The 14,284-nt window shown below is 66.1% G+C and carries 11 protein-coding genes and 1 tRNA gene; 10 read left to right on the forward strand and 2 right to left on the reverse strand.

Annotated elements, in window-relative coordinates:
- Positions 1 to 28 precede the first annotated feature (28 nt).
- The 9 genes from hutC to ACN9M3_RS28580 all read left to right on the forward strand — a co-directional run bounded on the left by hutC (position 29) and on the right by ACN9M3_RS28580 (position 13,088).
- A complete protein-coding gene (hutC, locus tag ACN9M3_RS28540; protein ID WP_426319368.1) occupies positions 29 to 748 on the forward strand; it encodes a histidine utilization repressor in 720 nt (239 codons plus the stop codon).
- Positions 749 to 804: 56 nt separating this feature from the next.
- Positions 805 to 5,511 (forward strand): PAS domain S-box protein, encoded by a 4,707-nt coding sequence (locus ACN9M3_RS28545; RefSeq protein ID WP_426319369.1) that lies wholly within the window; start codon positions 805 to 807, stop codon positions 5,509 to 5,511.
- Entirely contained in the window at positions 5,504 to 5,911 is a 408-nt protein-coding gene (locus ACN9M3_RS28550) for a response regulator (RefSeq protein WP_426165228.1), read from the forward strand. Before ACN9M3_RS28545 ends, ACN9M3_RS28550 begins: the two co-directional genes overlap by 8 nt.
- A 226-nt stretch (positions 5,912 to 6,137) precedes the next feature.
- Positions 6,138 to 6,464: a thioredoxin TrxA gene (trxA, locus tag ACN9M3_RS28555; RefSeq protein ID WP_426165230.1), complete on the forward strand. Its 327-nt coding sequence runs from the start codon at positions 6,138 to 6,140 to the stop codon at positions 6,462 to 6,464.
- A 138-nt stretch (positions 6,465 to 6,602) separates the two neighbouring features.
- Positions 6,603 to 7,865, forward strand: a complete 1,263-nt coding sequence (rho, locus tag ACN9M3_RS28560; RefSeq protein WP_130310289.1) for a transcription termination factor Rho — start codon at positions 6,603 to 6,605, stop codon at positions 7,863 to 7,865.
- Between the two features lie 246 nt (positions 7,866 to 8,111).
- Entirely contained in the window at positions 8,112 to 8,381 is a 270-nt protein-coding gene (locus ACN9M3_RS28565) for a type B 50S ribosomal protein L31 (RefSeq protein ID WP_130310288.1), read from the forward strand.
- 90 nt (positions 8,382 to 8,471) lie between these two features.
- Positions 8,472 to 10,196 carry an ArnT family glycosyltransferase gene (locus ACN9M3_RS28570; RefSeq protein WP_426319370.1) on the forward strand — a complete coding sequence of 575 codons (1,725 nt, stop codon included), beginning with the start codon at positions 8,472 to 8,474 and terminating at the stop codon, positions 10,194 to 10,196.
- Positions 10,197 to 10,253: 57 nt separating this feature from the next.
- Positions 10,254 to 10,991, forward strand: a complete 738-nt coding sequence (locus ACN9M3_RS28575) for a substrate-binding periplasmic protein (protein WP_426319371.1) — start codon at positions 10,254 to 10,256, stop codon at positions 10,989 to 10,991.
- 183 nt (positions 10,992 to 11,174) lie between these two features.
- Positions 11,175 to 13,088: an AAA family ATPase gene (locus ACN9M3_RS28580; protein ID WP_426319372.1), complete on the forward strand. Its 1,914-nt coding sequence runs from the start codon at positions 11,175 to 11,177 to the stop codon at positions 13,086 to 13,088.
- Here the strand turns inward: ACN9M3_RS28580 and ACN9M3_RS28585 are convergent.
- On the reverse strand, positions 13,010 to 13,294 hold the full coding sequence (locus ACN9M3_RS28585) for a hypothetical protein (RefSeq protein ID WP_426319373.1): 285 nt from the start codon (positions 13,292 to 13,294) through the stop codon (positions 13,010 to 13,012). The two genes, ACN9M3_RS28580 and ACN9M3_RS28585, sit on opposite strands and share 79 nt — an antisense overlap.
- Before the next feature lie 229 nt (positions 13,295 to 13,523).
- Between ACN9M3_RS28585 and ACN9M3_RS28590 the strand changes: the two genes are divergently transcribed.
- A tRNA-Leu gene (locus tag ACN9M3_RS28590) sits at positions 13,524 to 13,608 on the forward strand.
- Between the two features lie 209 nt (positions 13,609 to 13,817).
- Here ACN9M3_RS28590 and ACN9M3_RS28595 read toward each other — a convergent pair.
- Positions 13,818 to 14,273 (reverse strand): DUF2214 family protein, encoded by a 456-nt coding sequence (locus ACN9M3_RS28595; protein WP_426319374.1) that lies wholly within the window; start codon positions 14,271 to 14,273, stop codon positions 13,818 to 13,820.
- Positions 14,274 to 14,284: the final 11 nt, after the last annotated feature.

The raw sequence follows: 14,284 nt of genomic DNA on the forward strand, positions 1-14,284 counted from the left end.
CAATCGGCGCACTCATCCGGAGGACGGCTTGGAAGAACACCAACAACACGACACCCCCATCTTTCAACGCATCAAGGACTTCCTGCTGGCGCAAATTGCCGCCGGCGCCTGGAAGGAAGGCGCCGTCATCCCTTCCGAGCAAGCCCTGGTCAAGCAGTTCGGCGTCTCGCGCATGACCGTCAACCGCGCCGTGCGCGAACTGACCGCGGAAGGCGTGCTGACCCGCCGCCAGGGCGCCGGCACCTATGTCGCGCCGCAAAAAGTCCAGGCCACCCTGCTGGAAATCAAGAGCATTGCCGACGAGGTCAGGGCGCGCGGCCACGCCCACCGCAGCGCCTTGCAGCTGCTCGAGCGCGGCAAGGCCGGCGACTTGCTGGGCAAGGCCTTCGACTTGCCGCCGGGCCAAGAGCTGTATCATTCCGTCATCGTGCACTTTGAAAACGGCGTGCCGATCCAGGTGGAAGACCGCTGGGTCAACCCGCTTTGCGCCCCCGACTACATGACGCAGGACTTCAGCCACACCACGCCCAATGAATACCTGATGCGGGCGGCGCCGCTGCAGGCGGCCACTTACAGCATAGAAGCGCTGGTGCCGCCGCGCGATATCGCCGAGATGCTGGCGATGGATGGGCGCCAGCCCTGCCTGGTGCTCAAGCGCCAGACCCAGTCGGCCGGCCGCGTGGCCTCGCTGGCCACCATGTGGCATCCTGGCCATCGCTACCAATTTGGCGGCAGCGTCCCCGCCTGAGCAATGCTATAGTTGTCCGCACGCCAGCGCCCCCGCGCTGGCCAGAAAGGGAAGCCTTGTCGCCATCGAGCCAGAAAGCCGCCCCGCCTGTCCTTGCCCGCGTGCGCGCCCGCGCGCGCCGCCGCTGCGCGCGCGCCATCGCAGCCCCGCTGTGCGCCGGGCTGCTGGCGCTGGCCGCCCTGCCGCTGGCGCCGGCCGCCAGCGCCGCCGAGGCCGTCACCGTCCAGCTCAAATGGCGCCACCAGTTCGCCTTTGCCGGCTATTACGCGGCCCAGGCCAAGGGCTATTACCGCGACGCCGGGCTGGACGTGACCTTGCGCGAAGCCCAGCCCGGGCAAGACCCGCTGCAAAGCGTGCTCGACGGCGGCGCCCAGTATGGCGTGGGCAATGCCTCGCTGCTGCTGCGGCGCGCCGCCGGCGCCCCGGTGGTGCTGCTGGCCTCCGTGTTCCAGCATTCGGCCACGGTGCTGGCCGTGCGCCTGGACCAGCAGGGGCGGCGCCGCCCCTGGCCCGGCAGCCGCGTCGCGCTCGGCCCCAACACCGAGGAATTGCGGGTCTACCTGCAGCGCGCGCAGGTGCCGCTGGCCCAGCTCACCATCGTGCCCGGCAGCCACGGCACGCAAGACTTGCTGGAGGGCCGGGTCGACGCCATATCCGCCTACCTGAGCTCGGCGCCCTACGCGCTCGAGCGCGCCGGCCTGCGCTATGAGATCCTGCACCCGCGCAGCGCCGGCATCGACTTCTACGGCGACAACCTGTACACCACCGAGAGCGAGCTGCGCGAACACCCGGCGCGCGCGCGCGCCCTGCGCGAAGCGACGCTGAAAGGCTGGCGCTATGCGCTCGAGCACCCGAACGAGATTGTCGACCTGATCCGCGCCCGCTATCCCGAGCGCAAGGCGCGCGAAGAGCTGCTGTGGGAAGCGGCCCAGCTGGCGCCGCTGCTGGAACAGCACCTGATCGAACTGGGCTACAGCAACCCGCTGCGCTGGCAGGGCATTGCCGCCAGCTACGCCGGCGCCGGCCTGCTGCCGGCCGACTTCAAGCTGGACGGCTTCCTCTACCACGAGGCCCCCGCCACCCCGGCCTGGCACTACGCGCTGGGAGTGGCGCTGGCGCTCTTGGCCGGCGCCGCCCTGTGGCGCCTGCTGCGCGTGTCGCGCGCCCTGCGCGGCGCCGAAGTGCGGGTCGGCGACGCCGAGCGCATTGCCAGCTTTGCGCTGGAAGGCGCCGGCGAAGGTTCCTGGGACTGGCAGCCGCAGCGCCCGGCGCTGCACCTGTCGCCGCGCTACTGCGAAATCCTCGGCTATGCGCCGGGCGCGCTGCGCCCGGCCAATGTCGAGCAGTGGCTGCAGCTGGTGCACCCCGACGACCGCGCCCGCATCGCCGGCGAGATTGGCGCGCTGGACCAGCCGGACGTCGGGCGCACCCCGTTCACCATGGAATTTCGCATGGCCTGCCGCGACGGCAGCTACACCTGGGTGCTGGCGCGCGGCATGGTGCTGGCGCGCGACGCCGCCGGCCGGCCCTTGCGCATGTCTGGCACCCTGGGCGACATTTCCGACCGCAGCGCGGCCGAACTGGCGCGCATGGCCGCCATGCTGGACGCCCTGCCCGGCGCCCTGCTGGTGGCCGACCGCGGCGGGCGGGTGCGCCAGGCCAACGAGGCGGCCGACGCGGTGTTTGCCGCCGACGCCGGCACGCTGGCCGGCGCCAGCATGGAACTGCTGATCCCGGACGTGATGCGCGACACCCCGGGCCGCCCGCGCGAACTGTTTGCCCGCCCGCGCATGCCGGGCCGGGTGCTGACCGCGCGCCGCCTGGACGGCAGCCACTTCCCGGCCATGGTGCACCTGGCGCCGATCCAGCTGGCCGGCCAGGGCCTGGTGGTGGTGTCGCTGCGCGACATGACCCAGCGCCAGCGCGCCGAGGAAGCGCTGCAGGCCTCGTCCGAGCGCTACCGCCTGATCGTGCAGACCGCAGCCGAAGGCATCTGGATGTGCGACGCGGCCGACCAGACCAGCTTCGTCAACCCCACCATGGCGCGCATGCTGGGCTACGAAGTCGAGCACATGCTGGGGCGCCCGATGGCCGACTTCATGGACCCCGACTGCCCGGCCCTGCAGGCGCAGCGCCAGCCAGGCGGCGCCGCCGCCACGCCGGCAGAACCGGCCGAAGGGCGCTTCTACCGCCAGGACGGCTCTTCGCTGTGGGCCCTGCTCTCGACCACCACCGTCAACGCCGACAACGGCAGCTACGCCGGCACGCTGACCATGGTCACCGATATTTCCGACCGGCGCCTGGCGGAGCTGGCGCTGCGCCACTCCAACCAGCGCCTGGCCTCGGTGTTCAACGCCGTCACCAACGGCCTGCTGGTGTTCGACGCGGCCGGCAATATCGTCGAATGCAATGCCGCCGCCAGCCGCATGCTGGGGCGCGCGGCCGCGCGCGGCGCCGGCCAGTGGGACGGCGTGCACGAGGACGGCCGCCGCTTTTCCGCCCCCGAGCACCCGGTGGCGCAGGCGCTCTCCAGCGGCCAGCCGGTGCGCGACGTGGTGATGGGGGTGCCGGCCGCCGCCGGCGCCGGCAGCGACACCTGCTGGCTGTCGGTCAACGTCGAGCCGCTGCGCGACGAGCACGGCCCGGGCAGCATGCTGGTGGCCAGCCTGACCGACATCACCTACAGGAAGCGCAGCGAGGACGCGCTGCGCCAGGGCGAGCAGCGGCTGCAGGAAATCATCCAGATGATGCCGATCGGCCTGTTCATCAAGGACAAGGACAGCCGCATGCTGCTGATGAACCGCGCCTGCGAGCAGCAGTTCGGCTACACCTTCGACGAATTGAACAACGGCGACTACAGCGTGTTCCACGCGCCGGAAGAAGCGGCCGCCTTCCGCGCGCGCGACCTGGAAGCGTTTGCCGGGCGCGCCCTGATCGACTTCGAGGAAAACATCTGGAACCCGGCCCTGGGCCAGACGCGCCAGCTGCGCACCTTCAAGAAGCCGGTGTACGACGCCCACGGCGCGCCGGCCTACCTGATCTGCATGTCGATCGACATCTCGGACAGCAAGGCCAACGAGCGCGCCCTGCGCGAACTCAACGAGCACCTGGAAGAGCGGGTGGCGCAGCGCACCGCGCAGCTGGACGAAGCGCGCCAGCAGGCCGAGGAAGCGTCGGCCGCGAAAGGCCAGTTCCTGGCCAAGATGAGCCACGAGATCCGCACCCCGATGAACGGCGTGATCGGCATGGCCTACCTGGCGCTGAAGACCGAACTGGAGCCGCGCCAGCGCGACTACCTGGAAAAGATCCGCTTCGCCGGCGAGCACCTGCTGCGCATCATCGACGACATCCTCGACATCTCCAAGATCGAAGCAGGCAAGCTGGAAATCGAAGACGTCGACTTCTCGCTCGAGCACGTGATCCAGACCCTGACCACGGTGGTGGCGCCGAAGGCGGCCAGCCGCGGCCTGCGCCTGGCGTTTGACATCGACCCGGCGCTGCCGCCGGTGCTGCGCGGCGACCCGCTGCGCCTGGGCCAGGTCCTGATCAACTACGTCAACAACGCCATCAAGTTTTCCGAGCAGGGCAGCATCGAAGTCAGCGTCAAGCAGCTGCTGGCCGACGACATGGCCTGCCTGCTGCGCTTCGAGGTGCGCGACCACGGCATCGGCCTGTCGGACGCCGAGCAGGGCAAGCTGTTCCAGGCCTTCCAGCAAGCCGACAGCGCCATCACGCGCGAATACGGCGGCACCGGCCTGGGGCTGGCCATCTGCAAGCAGCTGGCGCAGCTGATGGGCGGCGAAGTGGGCGTGCACAGCGCGCCCGGCGCCGGCGCCACCTTCTGGTTCACCGCCCGCCTGGGCGTCTCGCCGCGCGGCCTGCCGGACGTGATCAACGAAGTCAACGCCGCCGCCGCCGCCCTGCTTGACAGCGCGCGCAGCACGGCCGCCATGCAGGCGCTGAAGGACGCGCGCATCCTGCTGGTCGAGGACAACACCTTCAACCAGCAGATCGCGCTCGAGATGCTGGAAGAAGCCGGCTCCTCGGTGTGCCTGGCCAACAACGGCGCCGAAGCGCTCGACCTCTTGCACCAGGCCGCCTTCGACTGCGTGCTGATGGACGTGCAGATGCCGCTGATGGACGGGCTGGAAGCGACGCGCCGCATCCGCGCCGACCCGGCCCTGGCCGCCACCCGCGTGCTGGCCATGACCGCCACCGCCACCAAGGACGACCGCGAACGCTGCCTGCAGGCCGGCATGGACGACTTCATTGCCAAGCCGATCCAGCCGGCCCTGATGTACCAGAAGATCGCCAGCTGGCTGCCCGAGCGCGACGCCGGCGCCGCCGCCAGCGAGGCCGCCCTGCCGCGCGGCGCCGGGCGCGCCGCCTTCCGTCCCACGCTGGCTGGCGACCCGGCCATCATCGACCTGTCGGTGCTGGCCCAGCTCCTGGGCTACCAGCCGCACAAGATCCGCAAGTTCGCCTTCAAGTTCCTGCAGACCACCGAAGCCGGCTTTACCGAAATGGAAAACGCGCTGGCCGCCGGCGAGCTGCAGAAAGTGCGCGAGCTGGGCCACCGCATCAAGAGCAGCGCGCGCGCCGTGGGCGCGCTTGGCATGGCCGAGCTGTGCCTGCAGCTGGAACAGCTGGCGCCCGAAGCCGAAGCGGGCGCCGCGCGCGCCGTGCTGGACCGCCTGTGGCCGCTGCTGCATGCGGTGAGCGAGCACATCATGACCAACACCACCTTTGCCGACGATGACTGAGACCCCCACCACGCCGCTGCGCATCCTGCTGGTCGACGACGACCCCTTCATGCTGAGCATGTTGTCCGACATGCTCGAAGAGCTCGGCCAGCTCAATGTACGTAGTGAAAGCGACGCCCGCCAGGCCCTGCTGGTGCTGCCGCAATACCGCCCCGACCTCCTGGTGTGCGACCTGTCGATGCCCGAGATGGACGGCATAGAATTCCTGCGCAAGGCCGCCGACAGCCACTTCGGCGGCGCGGTCGCCCTCTTGTCCGGCATGGACGCCGGCATCCGCCAGGCCGCCGAAACGCTGGCGCGCGCCCACGGCCTGGCCCTGCTCGGCACGCTGGCCAAGCCCGCCACCCCCGCCGCCCTGGCCGAGCTCCTGGCCCAGGCCGCCACCCGCCGTGCAGGATGAAAGTCGGGGTCAGGTCTGGCAATCCGCCATTTTGGCGGATTGCCAGACCTGACCCCGACTTTCGCCTTTCAAGCAGCGTACACAGGCTGGAAAAATCGGTTATTATTTGGGCCATTCCCGCCCTGATTCCCGCTTGACTTCCCAGTATTGAATTAGCGCAGTTCGTCGCCAGATGGGCGATAACAGCAAGGGATATTCCCGGGCGAACACTCAACTAAGGAAAAACATGAGCGACCTGATCAAACACATTACCGATGCCTCCTTCGACACCGACGTGCTGAAGGCCGACCGCCCTGTGCTGGTGGACTTCTGGGCCGAATGGTGCGGCCCTTGCAAGAGCATCGCGCCGATCCTGGAAGAAGTGGCCAAGGAATACGACGGCAAGCTCACCATCGCCAAGCTGGACGTGGACAGCAACCAGGCCGTGCCGGGCAAGTTCGGCATCCGCGGCATCCCGACCCTGATCCTGTTCAAGAATGGCGTGCCAGCCGCGCAGAAAGTCGGCGCCATGGCAAAAGGTCAACTGACCTCTTTCATCGACAGCAATATTTGATGTAATATAGGCGGTGCTGCGCCCGCAGCCCGCCTGATTGGCAGGGAAAGCGCCCAAAAACCTTTCCCTTTAATTAAAAGAACCCACGTAGTTCCCTCCCCTACCCTTACTTTCCCGTCACGGGACACTCAAACAGCTATGCACCTTTCTGAACTTAAGGCTATGCACGTTTCAGCTTTGCTGGAAATGGCAATCAGCCTCGATATCGACAATGCGGCCCGCCTGCGCAAGCAGGAACTGATGTTCGCGATCCTGAAAAAACGCGCCAAGGCCGGCGAACAGATTTTCGGCGACGGCGCCCTGGAAGTCCTGCCTGACGGCTTTGGCTTCCTGCGCTCGCCGGACGCCTCCTACATGGCGTCGACCGACGATATTTACATTTCCCCGTCCCAGATCCGCCGCTTCAACTTGCACACCGGCGATTCGATCGAGGGCGAGGTGCGTACCCCGAAGGATGGCGAGCGTTACTTCGCCCTGGTGAAGGTGGACAAGGTCAACGGCGAATCGCCGGAAGCGTCCAAGCACCGCATCCTGTTTGAGAACCTGACCCCGCTGCACCCGAACGTGCCGCTGCGCCTCGAGCGCGACATGACCGGCACCGAGAACATCACCGGCCGCATCATCGACCTGGTGGCGCCGATCGGCAAAGGCCAGCGCGGCCTCTTGGTGGCTTCGCCAAAATCCGGTAAATCGGTGATGCTGCAGCATATCGCGCACGCCATCACCACCAACCACCCGGACGTGACCCTGATCGTGCTGCTGATCGACGAACGTCCTGAAGAGGTTACCGAGATGCAGCGCTCGGTGCGCGGCGAAGTGGTGGCTTCCACCTTCGACGAACCGGCCACCCGCCACGTGCAGGTTGCCGAGATGGTGCTGGAAAAAGCCAAGCGCCTGGTGGAAATGAAGAAGGACGTGGTGATCCTGCTGGACTCGATCACCCGCCTGGCGCGCGCCTACAACACCGTGATCCCGGCGTCGGGCAAGGTGCTGACCGGTGGTGTGGATGCCAATGCGCTGCAGCGTCCGAAGCGCTTCTTCGGCGCCGCCCGTAATGTGGAAGAAGGCGGCTCGCTGACCATCGTCGCCACCGCGCTGATCGAAACCGGTTCGCGCATGGACGATGTGATCTACGAAGAATTCAAGGGCACCGGCAATATGGAGGTGCACCTGGAGCGCCGCCTGGCCGAGAAGCGCGTCTACCCGGCCATCAACCTGAACAAGTCGGGCACCCGCCGCGAGGAACTGCTGATCAAGGCCGACCAGCTGCAGAAGATCTGGATCCTGCGCAAGCTGTTGTACTCGATGGACGAGATCGAGGCGATGGAGTTCATTCTCGACAAGATGCGCGCCACCAAGAACAATGGCGAGTTCTTCGAGATGATGCGGCGCGGCGGCTGATCCACCAAAACCGGTAAACCGGGGTCTGACCCGCAGGGTCAGACCCCGTACGGTCTCACGGCCGGGGGCAACCCTAATCCCCGGCTTTTGCACACCTGGGGTCCGACCCTTGGGTCGTACCCCGCCTTACCGGGTTTGATGTATAATCGCGAGTTCCGTTAAACCCTGGCAAGTGATCGGCAATCGGGTCGAGAGGCAGTAAGGACCGACGAAGTGCTGTTTGGCTACCAACATTGAGAGAAAAGCATGAAAGCTGATACCCATCCAGATTACCGCGAAGTCCTGTTCCACGACGTGTCCTGCGACTTCAAGTTCATCACCCGCTCGACCATCCAGACCCGCGACACCGCGACCCACGAAGGTAAAGAGTACCCACTGGTGAAGATCGAGGTTTCCTCCGAATCGCACCCATTCTTCACCGGCCAGCACAAGATCGTCGACACCGCCGGTCGCGTGGAAAAGTTCCGCCAGAAGTTCGGCAAAGTCGGTTCCAAGACCGCAGTTGCAAACGGCTAATCCCCGTCGCAGCGAAAAAAAGGCAGCCGCGGCTGCCTTTTTTCTTTTTACCCGTCATACTCCAGCTTTCCAAAGAATAAGCCCTGACCGATGAAGCCAGTCCGTCTTCCCGCCGCCGCCACCCGCACCCTGCCCCGCTGGGCGTTTTTCGCCCTGGGCTTGCTGTACATCCTGCCGGGCCTGATCGGGCGTGAACCATGGAAGAACGATGACGCGGCCAGCTTCGGCGTGATGTGGACCATGGCGCATGGCGCCTGGCAAGACTGGCTGTGGCCGAACATCGCCGGCCTGTCGGTGACCGATGAAGGGCCGCTGGCGTTCTGGCTCGGGGCGCTGGGCATCAAGCTGTTCGGCTGGGCCATCGGCGACGTGCTGGGCGCGCGCGTGGCCACCCTGGGCGTGTTTTTGCTGGGCGTGATGGCGGTCTGGTATGCCACCTTCAACCTGGGCCGGCGCCCGGAAGCGCAGCCGCTGCGCCTGGCCTTCGGCGGCCAGCCCGAGCCCAACGATTTCGGCCGCACCCTGGCCGATGCGGCCGTGCTGATCTACCTCGGCTGCCTGGGCTTGCTGGTGCACAGCCACGAGACCACGGCCGAACCGCTGCAGGTCTCGCTGCTGGCGCTCACCCTGTACCGCAGCGTGCGCTACATGGAACTGCCTTCGCTGCGCAATGCCGCCCTGGCTGGCCTGGCGCTGGGCCTGCTGACCCTGACGCGCGGCTGGGTGGTGCCGGCCGCCTTGGTGGTCGCCCTGTTTGCCTGCACCCGCTTCCTGGCCATGCCGGCCGCCCGTTCGCTGCGCGACCTGGCCTTTGCCGTGGCGGTGGCTGCCGGCGTGACCGCCGTGTGGGCCGTGCCCGCCCTGCTGACCCGTCCTTACGGCCAGGCGCCGCTGGCTGCCTGGATGGCCTGGAACGAGGCCCAGTTGACGGTGGGCGGGTTCGAAGGCTTGCGCACCTTCTTGCGCGTCGGGGTCTGGTTCTTCTGGCCGGCCTGGCCGTTTGCCGCCTGGGCCGTGTGGGCCTGGCGGCGCCAGAGCAACCTGCTGCACATCGTGGTGCCGACCACCTTCGTCACGGTAGCCACCCTGCTGGTGCTGATCAACCCGGCTCCCGAACAGGGCCACCTGCTGATGCTGCTGCCGCCCTTGGCCATCATGGCCGCCTTCGGCCTGCTGACCATGAAGCGCGGCGCCATCAACGCCATCGACTGGTTCAGCGTGATGGTGCTGACCCTGTGCGCTGCCGTGCTGTGGATTTTCTATTACGCCCAGCTGACCGGCTGGCCGGCCAAGCCGGCGCATAATGTGCTCAAGCTCTTGCCGGGCTTCACGCCGGAAGTGAGCTGGCTGTCGCTGCTGGTCGGCCTGTGCGCCAGCGCCGGCTGGTTCGTGCTGGTGCACTGGCGCCTGTCGCGCCGCCCGGCCGTGCTGTGGCGCGCCGTGGTGCTGTCGTCCGGCGGCCTGATCCTGATCTGGATCCTGCTGATGACGCTGTTCCTGCCGCATGTGAACTACAGCAAGAGCTACGCCAGCGTGGCGCGCGAAGCGGCGGCAGTCCTGCCGCCCGGCACCGATTGCGTGCAGAGCAACGTCACCCCGGCCCAGCGCGCCTCCTTCGCCTTCTTCGGCAAGATGCCGTTCAACGGCGTCGAACAGCGCCGCTGCGAAGTCATGTTGTTGCAAGATAGCATCAAATCTCGTGCCTACCAGCAACAGCCGGGCGCCGAGTGGGAACAGCTCTGGGAAGGGCGCCGCGCCTCGGACCGCAGCGAGCGTTTCCGCCTGTTCAAGCGCCGCACGGTGCACGCCAACTGATTGTCCGCCGGCCCGCCTCCCTGCTATCCTGTACCGGACGATAGCAAAGAGGTAGGCATGGTATCCGCGATAGCGCATCTGGCAATGTTGCTGGCTGCCGGCGCAGCAGCGCTGGCCGCCCCGCCCCTCGTCATCACCTCCGAGCATTCGCCGCCGGCCAGCATGAAGGTCGGCGACCAGGTGGTCGGCCGCGAGGGCGAAAAAATCCGCGAAATGCTGGCCCGCAGCGGCTACGCCTACACCATCGACGTGCTGCCCTGGAAACGCGCCTTCACCATGGCGCAGCGCGACCCCTATACCTGCGTGTATTCCACCTCGCGCACCCCGGAGCGCGAAAAGCAGTTCAAATGGATCGGCCCTACCGATGAAGCGCAATGGGTGCTGATGGGGCGCGCCGGCCGCAAGTACGATGTGCATCGCCTGGACGACGCGCGCAAGCTGCGCATCGGCACTTACAATGGCGATGCGCGCGACGAATTCCTGCGTGCCCGCGGCTTCGATGTCGATGGCGCGCCGGACAATGCCGCCAATCCGAAAAAGCTGATGCTCGACCGCATCGACCTGTGGGCGGTCGGCGTGCGCAACAACGACCTCAGCGCGCTGGCCCAGTTCGCGGCGCCGGAAGCCCTGGTGCCGGTGCTCACGTTCCACCACGTCAAGGTCTACCTGGCCTGCAACCCGAGCGTGCCCGACGCCATGGTGGCACGCATGAATGCCGCCCTCGATACGATGCGCAAGGACGGCACGTTTACAAGATTGGAAAAGAAATACGAGCAGTGGCAAGCCGGCAAATAACTTGTCGATTATTACTGTTGCGCAACTAAAGTTTTTTTGGAATGCAGCGGACGCGCGCTTGGTTTACGCGTTATAGTCACCATATGCGGAAAGTTGCCGTACAGCATTTCCGACAAATGGGGCCAGCCGAGGCATCAGCCGCCGGCCATAGGCCCACCAGAAAACCTTGCGTTTGAATGGCCTATGTTCAATATCTACAAGCTCCAACTCGCCCTCAAGAACCCCCTGGTGCGCATCACCTTGGTGCTGCTGGCTACCGCCGCCCTCGCCTTTGCGCTGCTGCGCGGCGACGTGGCGCAGGATGCCGCGCCGGTGCTGCGCTCGCAGAACATCGGTGAAATCACGGCCCTGGTGGCCCAGCGCGACAAGCTGGACTACCTGCTGATCGCCCGCCCGCTGGCCGATTCGCCGCGCTATGTCTACAAGTTCAAGGGCGACGCCACCCTGCACGTGGTGGTGGTCCCCAGCACCTCGCACCAGAGCCTGGAGCGCGAAGTCCTGCTGCGCAACAACATCCCTTACGCCATTGCGAAAGAAGACTACCTGGCCGCCCACAAGGGCGTGCTGCTGGACGACGGCGGCCAGTGGGCCAGCGTGCAAGTTTTCCTCAAGCGCCATGCCTTCGACATCTTCGTGGTGGGCCTGGTGCTGTTCGTGCTGAAGTGGGGCATGCCGGGCATGGGCATGAACGCGTCCGTGATCGCGCCCGACCAGCTCAAGGGGTCGATGGACGACCTGATCGGCATGGAAGACATCAAGCAGGAAGTGCTGCACCTGGAAGACATGATCCGCAACCGCGAAGTCTACAAGCAGCACAATATCGACAAGCCCTTCAACGTGATGCTGACCGGCCCGGCCGGCACCGGCAAGACCAAGCTGGCCGGCTACCTGGCCAAGCGCCTGGGCTATCCGCTGATCCAGGCTTCCGGTTCGGCGCTGGAATCGGGCTACGTCGGCGGCGGCTCGAAAGCCCTGAATGCGCTGTACAAGAAGGCTTGCGCGCGCGGCAACTGCATCATCTTCCTGGACGAGGCGCAGGCGCTGTTCATGCCGCGCGGCCGCGGCGAGAAGAAATGGGAAGACGATACCGCAAACACCCTGCTGGGCTTGCTGGACGGCGTGAAGAGCGAACAGGGCCAGGGCGTGATCTGGATCGTGGCGTCCAACTTCGACGATGCCTCGACCGCGATGGATGAAGCCATGCTGCGCCGCTTCAGCGTGAAGATCAACTTCCGCCTGCCGAACAAGGGCGAGCGCCGCGCGCTGCTGGAATCGTTCCTGAAGCGCAAGCAAGATGGCCTGGTGGACTGGAACGCCATGGACCTGGACCAGGTGGCGGAAATCACCGCAAACCTCAGCCCGGCCCTGCTGGAAACCGTGGTCGACCGCGCCTCCATGATCTCGATCCAGGAAAAATGCGTGATCAATACCGACCTGATGTTCCGCGCCTTCGAACGCGCCACCATCGGCCTGACCGACCGCGCCACCACGGCCGAGAAGACCCGCCAGCGCGAGCGCATCGCCCTGCACGAGCTCGGCCACTTCTTCATGCAGATCGACCCTTACCTGCGCGCCGGCATGCCGCTGGCCGAGGTGAAGGAAAAATCGCACCTGCTGAAGATTTCCACCGAAGCGGTGTCGAAGATGAACGCGCTGGGCTATGTGCTGTCGGCCGGCGACGACATGTCGCTGCGCACGCTGGAAGAGATGGAGCGCGACGTCATGCAGCTGTACGGCGGCGTGGCGGCGGAGGAATTGTTCTACGGCGCGCGCGGCATTTCCGTGGGCAGCCAGAACGATATCGAGAAGGCCACCAAGATGCTCAACATGATGGTCAACCGCCTGTCGATGTATTCGCGCTCCAAGCTCGATTACAGCCAGTTGCGCGGCGAGACCGGCGACGAGCACACCCTGGTGCAGGTGGAAGCCAAGGCGGACGAGTTGTACAGCACCACGCTGGCCGCCATGCGCGACTACCGCGCGGTGATGGAATCCATCAAGGATGACCTGATGGAGCGCTATGTGCTGTCGAAGGATGCCATCTTCGCGCTGCTGGAAGAGCGCCTCGATCCGGCGCCCCTGCAGCAGGCAGCGTAAGCCGCGTCAGCCAGCGACAGTTTCTCGAAGTTGAGGATGGTGACATCCGCGCCGTCGCTGCTGAATTCGACGCGCGTCCCGGCAGCGGTCACCAGCGCACCCGCCGCGACCGCGAACATGTCGGTCTTCGGCTGATTGTCTCCCGCCAGGGCGGAAGCGCTGCACAACAAGGCGAGGACGGCAGCACTCGCTGCCAAGGATTTCATGGCGTCTCTCCTTCAAACAAAGCGTCGTGGCGCACCGCTTTGATGCGGCGGCCCTGTGGCGACCGCCCTGTCTCTTCGACTTGGTCCCTCCTACGCCCCGCTGTTTCCCTTGGAAAGCTGGCCGTGCGCTCATTTTTTTCAATTTGGACACCGCAGCCCATAGCTTAAATATTTGCTGCAGGGTTGCCGCGCGGTGGCAAATCGGTAATAATGCGTGTCGCGTTAAGTGGCCCGAGTGGTGAAATTGGTAGACGCAGCGGACTCAAAATCCGCCGCCGCAAGGCGTGCCGGTTCGATTCCGGCCTCGGGCACCATCTCTTCTTACTAACGCCTGCTTCCCTATACGCTTCGGCGCACGCCGTGGCATCCGCAAGGCTTCCCGGATTCCGGCTGTTCCCTCCTTTTTTGCTGCAGCACCAGGCGCGCCAGCCAGGCCATCGCCGGGCAGCGGCACCATATCGCGCAAGCGGGACGTATTGCGGCCCGGGCCGGACCGGTCCAGGGTACTGCCGCGTATCGGCGTTCAGGCGTAGCCGTAGCCACGCGCCATGGCGGCGGCGGCAATCGGCAGCAGGGCGAAGAGATGGATCTCGGTCATCAGGGTTTTGCGGACCGCACGGATTTCCACCTCCTCCGGTGCAAAGCCGGCGTCGGCCGACTGCGCCTTGCGCCAGCGCAGGAAGGCGCGGGTCGGCTTGATCGACAGCAGGCCGATGACGGCAAACAGCACCACCTTGGTCCAGAACACGTGGTTGTGGAGGTAGAACGCAGCCCCCTTGGCGCCGAAGAACACGCGCGCAAAGCCGATCGCCACCAGCGACAGCGACATGATGCCGAGCGCGATGTCGTACTTGGCCGCCAGCTGCACGGCCGGCGGCTGCATGCCCGGCCGCACCAGCACCAGCTGGGCCGTGATGGCCGCGGCGATGCCGAAGGCCAGCAGGTGGTGCACTACCGCGAGCAGCAGGTCGACCATCATGGCCGGCCTCC

This window comes from Pseudoduganella sp. R-43 (genome assembly GCF_049913255.1).
In the GTDB taxonomy this organism is placed as follows: domain Bacteria; phylum Pseudomonadota; class Gammaproteobacteria; order Burkholderiales; family Burkholderiaceae_D; genus Rugamonas.